At 59.4% G+C, this 14,652-nt stretch carries 9 protein-coding genes and 1 pseudogene; 7 read left to right on the top strand and 3 right to left on the bottom strand.

Annotation, left to right across the window (positions count from 1 at the left end):
- Nucleotides 1–2 precede the first annotated feature (2 nt).
- Entirely contained in the window at nt 3–344 is a 342-nt protein-coding gene (locus IC37_RS07075) for a hypothetical protein (protein ID WP_030129466.1), read from the bottom strand.
- A 336-nt stretch (nt 345–680) separates the two neighbouring features.
- Nucleotides 681–3,119 carry a Lon protease family protein gene (locus IC37_RS07065; RefSeq protein WP_030129468.1) on the bottom strand — a complete coding sequence of 813 codons (2,439 nt, stop codon included), beginning with the start codon at nt 3,117–3,119 and terminating at the stop codon, nt 681–683.
- Nucleotides 3,120–3,395: 276 nt separating this feature from the next.
- Here IC37_RS07065 and IC37_RS07060 point away from each other — a divergent pair, with 276 nt between their 5' ends.
- The 3 genes from IC37_RS07060 (at nt 3,396) to IC37_RS07045 (ending at nt 6,696) form a co-directional block, all read left to right on the top strand.
- Complete coding sequence (locus IC37_RS07060) at nt 3,396–3,884, top strand: DUF3015 domain-containing protein (protein WP_007901840.1); 489 nt, start codon at nt 3,396–3,398, stop codon at nt 3,882–3,884.
- Between the two features lie 106 nt (nt 3,885–3,990).
- Nucleotides 3,991–5,844 carry a DUF4105 domain-containing protein gene (locus tag IC37_RS07055; RefSeq protein WP_030129469.1) on the top strand — a complete coding sequence of 618 codons (1,854 nt, stop codon included), beginning with the start codon at nt 3,991–3,993 and terminating at the stop codon, nt 5,842–5,844.
- A gap of 357 nt (nt 5,845–6,201) precedes the next feature.
- On the top strand, nt 6,202–6,696 hold the full coding sequence (locus IC37_RS07045) for a GreA/GreB family elongation factor (RefSeq protein WP_030129470.1): 495 nt from the start codon (nt 6,202–6,204) through the stop codon (nt 6,694–6,696).
- A gap of 88 nt (nt 6,697–6,784) precedes the next feature.
- On the opposite strand, the gene ettA is transcribed toward IC37_RS07045, so the two are convergent.
- On the bottom strand, nt 6,785–8,449 hold the full coding sequence (ettA, locus tag IC37_RS07040) for an energy-dependent translational throttle protein EttA (protein WP_030129471.1): 1,665 nt from the start codon (nt 8,447–8,449) through the stop codon (nt 6,785–6,787).
- A gap of 286 nt (nt 8,450–8,735) precedes the next feature.
- Here ettA and IC37_RS07035 point away from each other — a divergent pair, with 286 nt between their 5' ends.
- The 4 genes and pseudogenes from IC37_RS07035 to IC37_RS30380 all read left to right on the top strand — a co-directional run bounded on the left by IC37_RS07035 (nt 8,736) and on the right by IC37_RS30380 (nt 14,506).
- Complete coding sequence (locus IC37_RS07035; RefSeq protein WP_030129472.1) at nt 8,736–12,584, top strand: bifunctional diguanylate cyclase/phosphodiesterase; 3,849 nt, start codon at nt 8,736–8,738, stop codon at nt 12,582–12,584.
- Nucleotides 12,585–12,808: 224 nt separating this feature from the next.
- Nucleotides 12,809–14,062: a serine hydroxymethyltransferase gene (glyA, locus tag IC37_RS07030; protein ID WP_030129473.1), complete on the top strand. Its 1,254-nt coding sequence runs from the start codon at nt 12,809–12,811 to the stop codon at nt 14,060–14,062.
- 136 nt (nt 14,063–14,198) lie between these two features.
- Nucleotides 14,199–14,336 (top strand): annotated as a pseudogene (locus IC37_RS07025) (GntR family transcriptional regulator); the annotation flags it as partial.
- 26 nt (nt 14,337–14,362) lie between these two features.
- The gene (locus IC37_RS30380) at nt 14,363–14,506 is read left to right on the top strand and encodes a hypothetical protein (RefSeq protein ID WP_256580683.1); all 144 of its coding nucleotides are present in this window, start codon (nt 14,363–14,365) and stop codon (nt 14,504–14,506) included.
- Nucleotides 14,507–14,652 lie beyond the last annotated feature (146 nt).

Below are 14,652 nucleotides of genomic sequence, written 5' to 3'. Positions count from 1 at the left end.
GTTCAGCGCTCGGGCCGAAACTCGGGACCGCTAAGGTTGTGGTAACGACCACCGTTGATTTCTCGCAATTGAGCTTGTAGATGCAGGCACCAGATTTGTGGGTCATCGGCCAATTCATAACCATGCAAGGTCAGGCTTTCAACGATGGTATCGAGGATCGATTCAGCCACGACCGGCCCACGGAACGGGCCTTGGGCCTTGATGGCGGATGGTTGCTCGCCGGCCATGCCGGCGGCGAAGAGCAAGGTCCACATGCCCGTATCTCCCGCCAGCGGGCGGATAGCACATTCGATACGGGTCACAAGGCCCAGGCATTGACGGGTGAGGCAGAGGTTGCGCGACATGGCGGCGACCCTCGGTAGATCCGGTATTCAGCCTCCACGGGAAGGCTGTCTCGATCCAGTGATTACTGTCGATATCCTTGAGCAGATAATAGAAGAAAAGTCTGGCTCGCACGCGAACCGAGACCAGAAGGTGCCGAGTGGTCACCGCGCGAATATTGACGCCATTTTGACGGCGCTTTTTTTTGCATTGAATACAGTCTGCAACACACCACAGAAACCTGTGGGAGCGGGCTTGCTCGCGAAGGCGGCATAACAGTCGACATTGATGTTGAATGTTAGTCCGTCTTCGCGAGCAAGTCGGATCGCCGCACCGCCGCTCCCACATGGGGGGTTGCATCAGGCCGGTTTGATTTCCAGCATTGCTTCCTGCGCCAACTCTTTTTCAGCCTCTTTGAGATCTTCGTCGCTGATCATTTCCGCGATCACCCGCAAGCGTTCCACCACTCGCGCGTTGACGCTGCCTTCAGGGAATTCGCCATTCTCATCCGGCGCACCAGCCGGCTCGCCGACCAACAGGCTCAGGGCCTCATCGGCCTGGCGCACCGCGTAGACATGGAACTGTCCCGCGCGCACCGCCGCCAGCACCTTCTCGTCGAGCATTAGCGTAGCAACGTTGGCCTGGGGAATGATCGCCCCTTGCTCACCGGTCAGACCGCGAGCTTCGCAGAGTCGGAAGAAACCTTCGATCTTCTCGTTGACCCCGCCCACCGCTTGCACTTCACCGAACTGGTTGATCGAACCGGTAATCGCAAAGCATTGCTTGAGCGGGGTTTTCGACAAGGCCGAGATCAGCGTGCATGCCTCGCCCAAAGACGCGCTGTCACCGTCGACATAACCGTAGGACTGCTCCAGGGCGATGCTCGCGGAAATCGCCAGCGGGAACTCCTGGGCATAACGGCTGCCGAGATAACCCGTGAGGATCATCACGCCTTTGGAGTGAATCGGCTGGCCGAGGTTGACCTCACGTTCAATGTCGACAATGCCGCTGCCGCCCGGATAAACCGTGGCGGAAATCCGCGCCGGTACCCCGAAAGCCGAATCACCGACTTCCAGCACTGTCAGCCCGTTGCACTTGCCGACAGCCGCGCCATCGGTGTCTATCAGGATGATGCCGGCCAGCATGTCATCGAGAATCCGCGCCGAAACGCGCCCGGTGCGGGTGGCCTTGGCCTTGAGCGCACGCTCGATGTGTCCGGCGTCGGTCATGTCGTCACCCGCCAGGTCACGAATGAAATCCGCCTCGCTGACCAGTTGGAACAGATCGCCGATCCGCGCCGACAAACGCCCCTGGTGCTCGGCCAGACGCGCGCTATAAGTCGCCAGTCGCGCCACCGCATCGGCGGTCAGCGGCGCCATGCCTTCCTCGGACGTACGGGTTTTGAGCAATTGGGCGAACTGCTCCAGGCTTTCGTCGACCATCGGAATGTCTTCATCGAAATCCACCAGGACACGGAACATCTCCTGGAAGTCCGGATCGAGGTCTTGCAACGTGTAATACAGCTGTCGGGCGCCGATGATGACGACTTTGACCTGCAATGGAATGTGCTGCGGTGTCAGGGTTACAGTGGCGAAGCGGCCCATCTCGCCGAGCGGCGATTCCATTTTCAGCTTGCGCGATTGCAGGGCGCGCTTGAGCGCATCCCAGACAAATGGCTCGCTGAGCATTTTTTCCGCTTCGAGAATCAGGAAACCGCCGTTGGCCCGGTGCAGCGCACCCGGTCGCAGCTGCCGATAAGTGGTGTAGAGCGCGCCCTGATCGGTGGTGTACTCGATGCGGCCGAACAAGTTTTCGTAAGTCGGGTGCGGCTCAAAGACCACTGGCGCGCCGCCGCTGAACGGATGACCGACCACCAGGCTCGGGGCGTATTGCTCTTCGAGCAATTTGCGGGCGATGGCGTCGGCCTTGCTGTCGTCCACCAGTTGTTCGACCACCGTCTTGAGCAGGTACACCTGCATCGCTTGCAGGTAACCGCAAACGCCTGCGTTTTCCGCGTACTTTTCCGACAGCGGCGCGAGCAATGGCTGCAAGGCCAGGGTGATGGTTTCTTCGTTGAGTTGACGCAGTTGATTGCTCGACTCACGCTTCCATTGCGGCAGGCTGGCGAGTTCTTCGTTCAATCGCTCTTCCAGCCCGGAAATGTCGTCATGAAAGCGTTCGCGCTCGGCTTCCGGCAACTGGGCGAACTCAGCCTCATCCAGTGCCTTGCCTTCGCTCATCGGGGTGAAGGCGATGTTGCTGCTGTCGCGGTAGAGCGCAACCTCTTTCTCCAGCGCCAGACGCTCGATCACATCCAGTGCACGGTCATAACGCTGGTTGAAAGCGCGGTCGATGGCGCTTTTTTTCTGTTGATAGGACGGGTGCTCGAACACCGCCGGGAAGGTCGCCAGCAGGTTGTCGATCAAGCCGTTGATATCACCGATGAAGGCACCGGCGGTGCCCGATGGCAATTCCAACGCACGAGGTTCGCGCGGTTCATCGAAATTATTGACATAGACCCAGTCCGCCGGGGTCTGCAGGCGTTTGCCTTCGGCCTTGAGGTAGCGTTTGACGAACGAAAACCGGCCGGTGCCGGGTTCGCCCATGACGAATACGTTGTAACCGGGGCGTGGCATGGCCACACCGAACTGCAAGGCTTCGACCGCACGTTCCTGGCCAAGCACACCGCGGAAGGGCTCCAGATCATTGGTGGTAGAGAAGCTGAACTGTTCAGCGGAAAACGGACGGGTCAGCGCTTCAGGCGCTAGACGCAAGCTGGCAGCAACAGGATCAGGCATCGGGCTTCCTTACATCAGGCGGGGCAGATAGCGGCATTCTGGCGCTGCCCGTACCTCACTGGCAAGGCGCGCCTACAGCCAAAGCTCAGACAAACCCTCAGCCTCGGGCCGAGCAGGTCAAAATCAGGGTTTTCAACGAATGTTTCGCAAAAAGTAACGGAACCCCCGGAACATGCCTAAACTCCAAACTGCGCGGCTGGAATGAATAACCGGCCCACTGGCACCATAAGGGGCCAGCACCCTGTCCATTGGTATGCACACAAAGAGAACATAGCTATGAAACGGATTCTTCTCGGTACTCTCTTCACCGCTGTATCCATCAACGCCATGGCTCAGGCGCCAGGCGGTCCGGACTGCGGTTGGGGCAACATGCTGTTCGAAGGTCAGCGTGGCACCCCGGCACACTTCCTGGCATCCACCACCAACGGCACTTCCGGTAACGCAACGTTCGGTATGACCTCCGGCACCAACGGTTGCTCGACCAACGCGTCGCTGACCTATGGCGGCAAATCCTGGATCGCCATGAATGGCATGATGAACGAGCTGTCCGAAGACATGGCTAAAGGTCAGGGCGAAGCGCTGACCACTTACGCCGTGGTACTGGGCGTGGCGCCGGAAGACCGTGCGCACTTCGCCGCTGTGACCCATCAGCACTTCCAGCAGATCTTCAGCAAAGCTGACGTGACCGCTGATGACGTGCATACCAACACCCTGGCCGTGCTGAAAAGCGATCCTCGTCTGGCCAAGTACGCCACTCAAGCTTAAGCTCGATCCACCCGCTCCTTTTGGGGAGCGGGTTTTGTTTTTTTGACCTGTCGTGCTTTGGGTCTTTTCCCCGATCTCTTTTTTTCGAAAAGCTAAGTTGCCCACTATGCTCAAACGCCTTGCCTGTCTGGCGCTCTGTGTCTGCGCCCCGCTGTCCGCCGCGCCACACATCGACAATCAACGTTTGCAGCAACTGGCCAACGACCCCTTCTGGATTTCCCTGGGGCATTACGAAACCGCCAAGCTCGGTGGCTGGCGCAGCTATGTCAGCGACAAGAAGTTCTTTCTCGCCCCCGATGGCAACGAACACCCCGACCGTGAACTGGCGGCGACCGTACAGGCTCTGTTTGCCCCGGCCAATGTCGGCGAGCAGCATGCCCAATGCGTCTATCCGGCCCGCGCCCGCTGGCTCAAGGCGCAACTTGAGCTGAGCGATCTGCCGACACCTGACTGTGCTGAGTTCAAGCAATGGTTCAAGGACGTTTCGCCCCACAGCGCGGTGATGATTTTCCCGGCGGCCTATCTGAACAGCCCGTCGTCGATGTTCGGCCACACCTTGCTGCGCATCGATCAGGCCAATGTGCAGAGCGACAAGACGTCGCTGCTCAGTTACGCGATCAACTTCGGCGCCTACATCGAAGGTTCGGACAACAGCATTCTGTACGCCTGGAAAGGCTTGATGGGCGGCTATCCCGGGTTGTTCGCGCTGGTGCCGTATCAGGAAAAGCTCTCGGAATACCGCAGCTTAGAGAACCGCGACCTGTGGGAATACCGCCTGAACCTGACCCAGCAGGAAACCGAGCGCATGGTCGAGCACGTCTGGGAACTCAAGCAGATCCGGTTCGACTACTTCTTCTTCGACGAAAACTGCTCCTACCGCCTGCTTGAGCTGCTGCAAGTGGCGCGGCCAAACCTGCATTTGACCGAGCAATTCCCGTTGACGGCCATCCCCACCGACACGGTCAAAGCGGTGAAAGAAGCCGGGCTGGTGGAATCGATCGAGTATCGCCCGTCCCGTGAGCGTGAACTGCTAAGCCGTGCCGAGCCGTTAACTTCCGAAGAACAGGATTGGGTGCTGAAAATCAGCGCCGATCAGAAGCAGTTGCAGGCCCCGGCGTTCAAGGCCCGACCTCGCGACCGCCAGGCGTTGATCATCGATGCGGCTTATCGTCTGGAGCGTTATCGCGCCAATGGCCAGGAACGCGACCCGGAACGAGCCCAACGCAGTTTCGAATTGCTGCGCGCAATCAATCAAAACCCGCCCCCGGAGCTGGAAATTCCGCAACCCGGCTTGCCCGAGGACGGTCACGAGTCCCGCACCTGGCAGGCCGGCATCGGCACCCGGGGCGACAAGGCCTTCGGCGAATATGGCCTGCGCATGGCCTATCACGATCTCAATGACAACATGGAAAGCTTCCCCCTCGGCGCGCAGATCGAAATCCTGCAAATGAAGCTGCGCCAATACGAAGGCAATGACTGGCAGTTGCAGCAACTGGACCTGGCGACCATCCGCTCGCTGACGCCTCGCAATCAATTGTTGCAGCCGCTGTCGTGGCAAGTCACCGGCGGCCTTGAGCGCGTACCGGGCAAGCATGATGACGAAACCCTGGTCAGCCATGTCAACGGTGGCGGCGGCGGGACCTGGCAACTGGGTGACGACATGCTCGGTTTTGCCTTGGGCACCGTGCGGGTGGAGCACAACAACGACTTCGCGGGCTTCATCGCCCCGGCGGCAGGCTTTAACAGCGGCTTGCTATGGAAAAATCCGCTGGGCAATTTCAGCCTTGAAGCCAAGGGTGATTACTTCACCAATGGCGAGGTGCGCCGGAGTGTGAGCCTGAATCAGCAGTGGGAACTGTCGCGAAATCTGGGTGTACGCCTGAGTGCTCAACGCGAATTCAGCCACCTGGCGTCGCCCGAAAACGAAGTGATGCTTGAGGTGAAGTGGTATCACTATTGATCTGTCCCAGCACAACCCCTGTGGGAGCGGGCTTGCTCGCGAAGGCGGTGTATCAGGCAACATCAATGTTGACTGTGACGCCACTTTCGCGAGCAAGCCCGCTCCCACAAGGGATCTGCGTTACCCGATAGATTAATCACAAGCCTTTCCGAATCTACTTCTAGACTTCTCTTATAGACCGGCTCGGCTAATGGCTTGCGTCAGTGCCAAGCCATTGGGACGAGCGCGAACGGGCCTGGCAACAACAGAAAGACCGGGACGCCGCGCGAGCCTATCGCTCGCAATAAGTCGTTTACAGACATTCATCGAAACTTAAAGCCTGTGACCATGGCCCAAATCCTATAACGGGAGAACAGCATGAGCCGTGCCTTCGTCAATGAAGATAACGCTGCCGAGCAAGCCGATCTGCCAGTCGAACGGCAGGTCAGCGCGCAGCCCAATTACGTCACGCCCGCCGGTCTGGCGCAGCTTCAGGCGAAAGTCGTCGAGCTGCAAAAACTGCTTGATCAGGAAAGCGCCAAAGGCGAACTGGCCGATAAGCAGCGCCAGGCCGACCTCGATCGCGACTGGCGCTACTTCAAACATCGCCTGCAAAGCGCCCAGGTGGTCGCGCGGGCCTCCTCGGCCGAGAAAGTGCAGATCGGCAACTGGGTGACTTTTGCCGACGAACACGGTCATGAGCAGCGCGTGCAATTGGTCGGAGAAGACCAGGCGGATGCCGCCCATGGCTTGATCAATTGGAGTTCGCCGCTGGGGCGGGCGTTACTCAGGGCGCAGGTGGGCGATGAAGTGTTGTGGAAGCGACCGGCGGGGGATTTGGTGATTGAGGTGTTGGCCATAGAGATCGGGTGAGTTCGATGACGCCTTCGCGATCTGACTGAACGCCCATAAAAAAGCGGAGCCCCGAAGGCTCCGCTTTTTATCCATCCGACACCTGAAATCAGGCCAGTTTCTTGTGCCGTACCCGGTGCGGCTGGGAAGCCGCTTCGCCGAGGCGTTTCTTGCGATCGGCTTCGTACTCGGTGTAGTTGCCTTCGAAGAACACGGCTTGCGAGTCGTCTTCATACGCCAGGATGTGAGTCGCGACGCGGTCAAGGAACCACCGATCGTGAGAGATCACAATGGCCGCGCCCGGGAAGTCCAGCAAGGCTTCTTCCAGGGAACGCAGGGTTTCAACGTCGAGGTCGTTGGACGGTTCGTCGAGCAGCAGCACGTTGCCGCCCTCTTTCAGCGTCAAGGCCAGATGCAAGCGACCACGCTCACCACCGGACAGGTCCTTGACGAACTTCTGCTGGTCGCCGCCCTTGAAGTTGAAGCGACCAACGTAAGTGCGCGACGGGATTTCGTAGTTGCCGATGCGAATCTGGTCGGAACCGTCGGAGATCTGCTGGAACACAGTCTTGCTGCCATCCAGGTCTTCACGGCTCTGATCGACGCACGCCAGTTGCACGGTTTCGCCGACTTCGATGGAGCCCGAATCCGGCGTTTCCTTGCCCATCAGCATACGGAACAGGGTCGATTTACCGGCACCGTTACCGCCGATCACACCAACGATGGCGCCTTTAGGCATAGAGAACGACAGGTTGTCGATCAGCACGCGATCGCCATAACCCTTGCTGACGTTCTTGAACTCGATGACCTTGTCGCCCAGGCGCGGACCGGCCGGGATGTAGATCTCGTTGGTTTCGCTGCGCTTCTGGAATTCCTGCGATTGCATTTCTTCGAAGCGTTGCAGACGAGCCTTGGATTTGGACTGGCGGGCCTTGGCGCCTTTGCGCACCCACTCCAGTTCTTCCTTCATGGCTTTTTCGTGAGCCGACTGCTGCTTGGATTCGGCCGCCAGACGGTCGGACTTGGCTTCGAGCCAACCCGAATAGTTGCCCTCGTACGGGATACCGGCGCCACGGTCGAGCTCGAGGATCCAGCCGGCAACGTTGTCCAGGAAGTAACGGTCGTGCGTGATCGCAACCACGGTGCCCGGGAAGTCGTGCAGGAAGTGCTCCAGCCAGGCGACGGAATCGGCGTCCAGGTGGTTGGTCGGTTCGTCGAGCAGCAGCATGTCTGGTGCGGACAGCAGCAGGCGGCACAGGGCCACACGACGCTTTTCACCACCGGACAGGAATTCGACCTTGGCATCCCACGCTGGCAGACGCAGCGCATCGGCGGCGACTTCCAGTTGGCGATCCAGGTTGTGACCGTCGCTGGCCTGCAGGATGGCTTCAAGCTTGGCCTGTTCGGCGGCCAGTTTGTCGAAGTCGGCGTCTTCGTCAGCGTAAGCCGCGTAGACCTCGTCCAGGCGCGCCTGGGCGTTCTTGATCACGCTGACCGCTTCCTCGACCACTTCACGCACGGTCTTGGTCGGGTCCAGGATCGGTTCCTGCGGCAGGTAGCCAATGTTCAGCTCCGGCATCGGACGGGCTTCACCGTCGAACTCGGTATCGACGCCAGCCATGATTTTCAGCAGCGTGGACTTACCCGAACCGTTGAGACCGAGTACGCCGATCTTGGCGCCAGGGAAGAACGACAGCGAAATGTTTTTCAGGATTTCCCGCTTCGGCGGAACAACTTTGCCCAGCCGATGCATGGTGAAGACGTATTGAGCCATGGAGAACCTTGGGTCAGTGACTGATGAATGATTGGAGCGCAGGCGATGCCCGGCCAGGCCATGCGCGTCGTTCGTTTGATGGGTATCAAGGCGTGCGCGCTGAAAAAAACCTGATTCTAGGAGCTGGAACGCTCCCGCGTAACCGGCAAAGCTACCTTATTGATAGGAGGCAGTCCAGCTGAGTGGGACTGGCACTTCGCCACAACTCAAGGCATGCTAGCCGCCCTTCGGGCGTCCGGCTTATAGTGCACGTCGCGCCAGTCCAGCCAAACCGCAGGATTACAGTTTGTCCAATGTCTCTCCGCCATCGTCCGTGAGCGCACTCAATCCTGCGACCGGCTCGCCCCTGCGCGGAACCTTGAAGGGCGCGCTGGCGACCCTCGTGCTGTTGCTGCTCGCACTGCTGTTCTGGCAGCTGCTGGATCAGCTTCGCGAAACCCAGAAAAACCAGCGCCAGTACACCATCGACTACTCCGCCGATATGGCTGCGCAAGTCAGCCTGAACATGGCGCTCAATGCCCAGATCGCCCTTAATCTACTACCGATCATCGAACAACCACAAAGTCCCGACGAACAGCAGGCGTTGCTGAGCAAACTGCAACAATCGCTGCCCGACCTGCGTAGCCTGGCGCTGCTCAGTCCCTCCGGAAAAATTCTCAGCGACAGCGCCGCCGACAGCCAGGACGCCAATTACCTGATCGAACTGGTCCAGCGCAGCCGCGCCCAGGCCCATTATTTCAGTAATGCTTATGACGGTTCGGTGGTGCACCTGCTCTTGCATCAAGCCAGTGGCAGTACCCGCGGCTATTGGGCCCTGCGCCTGACACCAAATTTTTTCTCCTCTCTGACCAAACAGGGCGACGTCGGCATCCGCCCCCAGTGGCTGGTGGAAAACCGCATCAATCATCAAATCATCAGCCGCGATGACGCCCAGCCCTCGGCCAAACCGGCCGTGCTGACAGCCGACGAACTGGCCAACAGTGTGCTGACAGTCCCCCTGAGCAGCAGCGATTGGCAACTGCGCGGGCTGTTCGACCGGCAACGGGTGATCGAACAACTGCTGCCGGCGTTCATCGGCAAATGCCTGCTGGGTCTGGCCCTCTCCTTGTTGCCATTCATCGTTCTACTGAACATTCGTCGCCGTCAACGCCAATTGCATGAGGGCCGCCGACGCTATCAGGACATTTTCGAAGGCACCGGCGTTGCGCTGTGCGTGCTGGACCTGTCCGGGCTCAAAAGCATCTTCGACAGGGCTCGGCTCAATAGCAGCGAGCAGCTGAAGGCCTGGCTCCAGACATCAGAGCAACGCCAGCAACTGCTGCAGGAACTGCGCATCACCGAGGTCAACCAGGTCGCCCTGCAACTGCTCAACGTCAATTCCTGCGATCAAGCCTGGAAATTGCTGATCGACGGCTATCCATCGGACTGCACGACCATTGGCAATCAAGTGCTCGAAGCGGTGCTGCACCAGCAGAAACAGCTTGAGCTGGAAATCAAACTCCAGGACGCCAATGGTCGCGACCAGCATCTGTGGCTGGTGCTGCGCCTGCCGGAAGATCAGGCCGACTACAAGGCGGTGATCCTGAGTATCAGCGACATCACCAGCCGCAAACTCATCGAATTGTCGTTGCTGGAGCGTGAAGGGTTCTGGTCCGACGTGGTACGCACCGTGCCGGATCACCTGTATGTGCAGGATGTGATCAGCCAGCGGATGATCTTCAGCAACCATCACCTGGGGCAAACACTGGGTTACAACCGCACTGAACTGCACCAGATGGGCGAGTATTTCTGGGAAATCCTGTTGCACCCCGAAGATGCCGACTACTACCACCGATCACGCCAGTCCCAACGTCACGCGGGTTACACCCAACTGATGCAATGCCAACTGCGTTTCCGCCATCGCGATGGCAAATGGCGGCGTTTCGATATTCGCGAACAGGCTCTGGCGCGGGACAAACACGATCAGGTCACGCGCATCATCGGCGTGGCCAAGGACATCACCGAGCAGATCGAAGCCAGCGAGTCCCTGCGCGACAGCGAGCAGCGTTACCGGATGCTCGCCGAAAGCATCAGCGACGTGATTTTCTCCACCGACAGCAAGATGTCGCTCAACTACGTCAGCCCCTCTGTGCAAGCCGTGCTGGGCATCGACGCCGACTGGATATTCCAGAACGGCTGGCAATCGACCATCGCCAACCCACAACAACTGACCGGCATCTACAGCCTGATGGACCGGGTCAGCAAAGCGCTGGATAAGCCCGAACAACTGGCGCTGCTGCGCAGTCAGGTGCAGACCCAGCTGTTTCTGTTCGACTGCCTGCGGGCCGACGGGCGCAAGATCCCCATCGAGTTGCGTCTGGTGCTGGTCTGGGACGAACACGGTGCCTTTGAAGGTGTGCTCGGGGTCGGCCGCGACATCAGCCAGCAACGCCGGGCCGAAAAAGACCTGCGCATGGCGGCCACGGTATTCGAGCACTCGACCTCGGCGATTCTGATCACTGACCCGGCCGGCTACATCGTCCAGGCCAACGAGGCTTTCAGTCGCGTCAGCGGCTATGCGGTGGCCCAGGTCCTCGACCAGTTGCCGAACATGCTCACTGTCGATGAGCAGCAGGAAGCCCATCTGCGCTATGTGCTCAAGCAATTGCATCAACACAGCACCTGGGAAGGTGAAGTCTGGCTCAAACGACGCAATGGCGAGCATTACCCAGCCTGGGTCGGGATTACCGCGGTGCTCGACGATGAAGGCGATCTGGCCAGCTACGTGTGTTTCTTCAGCGACATCAGCGAGCGCAAGGCCAGTGAGCAACGGATTCACCGCCTCGCCTATTACGACGCCCTGACCCACCTGCCCAACCGCACGCTGTTCCAGGATCGCCTGCACACCGCACTGCAATCGGCTGAACGGCAAAAGTCCTGGGTGGTGCTGATGTTCCTCGACCTGGACCGTTTCAAGCCGATCAACGACTCCCTGGGCCACGCCGCCGGCGATCGCATGCTCAAGGAAATGGCCACGCGCCTGCTGGGTTGCGTCGACGATGACGACACCGTGGCGCGCATGGGCGGCGATGAGTTCACTTTGCTGCTGCAACCGCGGGCCAACCGGCAGATCGCGTTGAACCGGGCGATTCATGTGGCCGAGCAGATCCTCGCCAGCCTGGTGAAACCGTTCGTGCTGGAAGGCCGCGAGTTTTTTGTCACCGCCAGTATCGGCATCGCCCTGAGCCCTCAGGACGGCAGCGAGCTCAGTCAGTTGATGAAGAACGCCGACACCGCGATGTACCACGCCAAGGAGCGCGGCAAGAACAACTTCCAGTTCTATCAGGCTGACATGAACGCCAGCGCCCTGGAACGTCTGGAGCTGGAAAGCGACTTGCGCCATGCCCTGGAGCAAAACGAATTCGTGTTGTACTACCAGCCGCAGTTCAGCGGCGACGGCAAACGCCTGACCGGTGCCGAAGCCCTGCTGCGCTGGCGCCACCCGCGACGCGGCCTGGTGCCCCCGGGGGATTTCATTCCGGTGCTCGAAGAGCTCGGGCTGGTGGTGGATGTCGGCGACTGGGTGATCGGCGAAGCCTGCCGTCAGCTCAAGACCTGGCATCAAACCAAGGTGCGGGTGCCGAAAGTTTCGGTGAACATTTCGGCCCGGCAGTTCTCGGACGGGCAGCTTGGCACACGGATCGCTACCATCCTCAAGGAAACCGGCCTGCCGCCGGCGTGCCTGGAGCTGGAGTTGACTGAAAGTATCCTGATGCGCGAAGTCAGCGAGGCGATGCAGATCCTCGCCGGATTGAAAAACCTCGGCCTGAGCATCGCGGTCGATGACTTCGGCACCGGTTATTCATCGCTCAACTATCTCAAGCAATTCCCGATCGACGTGCTGAAAATCGACCGCACCTTCGTCGATGGCCTGCCCTCAGGGGAACAGGATGCGCAAATTGCCCGGGCGATCATCGCCATGGCCCACAGCCTCAATCTGGCTGTGATTGCCGAAGGCGTGGAAACCCACGAGCAGCTCGACTTCCTGCGTGAGCATGGTTGCGATGAGGTTCAGGGGTATCTGTTCGGCCGACCGATGCCGGCGAGTCGGTTTGAGGCGCAGTTCAGCAATGATGCGTTGTTCATGCTCGACTGAAGTTTTTCGGGTGTTGCTGATGGCCTCTTCGCGAGCAAGCCCGCTCCCACTTTTGAAATGCGTTCCCCTGTGGGAGCGGGCTTGCTCGCGAAGAGGCCTGCACAAACACCGAAAATCCTGCGCATGAACACCACTTGTCTGCGACATGATGTCCTTTCATATGCCATCTAAAACCCATTGGGTTAGAATGCCTCCCTTTTCTGCCCCGATCCTTGAGGACCGCCATGTTCAGCCGTGATTTGACTATTGCCAAGTACGACGCCGACCTTTTTGCCGCCATGGAGCAAGAAGCTCAGCGCCAGGAAGAACACATCGAGCTGATCGCTTCGGAAAACTACACCAGCCCTGCGGTGATGGAAGCTCAAGGCTCGGTACTGACCAACAAGTACGCCGAAGGCTACCCGGGCAAGCGCTACTACGGTGGTTGCGAGTTCGTCGACGTGGTTGAGCAGCTGGCCATCGACCGTGCCAAAGAACTGTTCGGCGCCGATTACGCCAACGTTCAGCCACACGCCGGTTCGCAAGCCAACAGCGCCGTTTACCTGGCCCTGCTGCAAGCAGGCGACACCATCCTGGGCATGAGCCTGGCTCACGGCGGTCACCTGACCCACGGTGCCAGCGTTTCTTCCTCCGGCAAGCTGTACAACGCCGTTCAGTACGGCATCGATGCCAATGGCCTGATCGACTACGACGAAGTCGAGCGTCTGGCGGTCGAGCACAAACCAAAAATGATCGTGGCCGGTTTCTCTGCCTACTCGCAGATCCTCGACTTCCCGCGCTTTCGCGCTATCGCTGACAAAGTTGGCGCTTACCTGTTCGTCGACATGGCTCACGTGGCTGGTCTGGTCGCCGCTGGCGTCTACCCGAACCCGGTTCCCTTCGCTGACGTCGTGACCACCACCACCCACAAGACCCTGCGCGGTCCACGTGGCGGCCTGATTCTGGCTCGCGCCAACGCCGACATCGAGAAGAAGCTGAACTCCGCGGTATTCCCGGGCGCCCAGGGTGGCCCGCTGGAGCACGTGATCGCTGCCAAGGCGATCTGCTTCAAGGAAGCGCTGCAGCCTGAGTTCAAGGCCTACCAGCAACAAGTGGTGAAAAACGCCCAGGCCATGGCCGGCGTATTCATTGAGCGCGGTTTCGACGTGGTGTCGGGCGGTACTCAGAACCACCTGTTCCTGCTGTCGCTGATCAAGCAGGAAATCTCCGGTAAAGACGCCGACGCCGCACTGGGCAAAGCATTCATCACCGTGAACAAGAACTCGGTACCGAACGATCCACGCTCCCCGTTCGTCACCTCCGGTCTGCGCTTCGGTACGCCGGCAGTGACCACTCGCGGTTTCAAGGAAGCAGAGTGCAAAGAGCTGGCCGGCTGGATCTGCGACATCCTGGCTGACCTGAACAACGAAGCGGTGATTGACGCCGTTCGTGAGAAGGTCAAGGCTATCTGCAAAAAGCTGCCGGTGTACGGCGCTTAATTGCACCGCTAAACCGCAGCAATGAAAGAACCGGCCAGTGATGGCCGGTTTTTTTTCGTCCGCAAATTCCCCTTGTAGGAGCTGCCGAATTCACGACCGGCATCGGTAGCGGTGCGAACACTCACCTGGACCAGCTCAAAACGAAGCCGTCGTACGAGCTATCCGCAGCAAAAACAGCGCCCAGGCCAGCGCCGAGATGCGTCGGCACATCCTTCGCGAAGGCCAACGGATGGGCATCGAATTGAACATCCCGGACGACCACCTCGGCAGTTGAACCCCTCTTCGAACTGGAGACTGGCCATGAACAGCTTCGCCTCACCACAGATATTCACTGCCCTGCCCTTCTCCCGAACGGACACCGGAAAACCGCCAGCGGATGACGATGCTACGGTGGCCGAGAGGTTGATGACCCGACATCTGGATTATATTGAAGAAGATTGCTGAACTCTGGATCATCGACCATTCGAAACTGTGCTGCCGGGTAGATCGCCTTCGCGAGCAAGCCCGCTCCCACATTGACTTTGTGTCGTCCCGGATAGAGTGGGCAACACGGATCAAATGTGGGAGCGGGCTTGCTCGCGAAAGGGGCC

This window comes from Pseudomonas sp. QTF5 (assembly GCF_000512695.2).
In the GTDB taxonomy this organism is placed as follows: Bacteria; Pseudomonadota; Gammaproteobacteria; order Pseudomonadales; family Pseudomonadaceae; genus Aquipseudomonas.
Note: the sequence above shows the minus strand (reverse complement) of the source record. Positions and strands in the feature narration are given on the sequence as shown.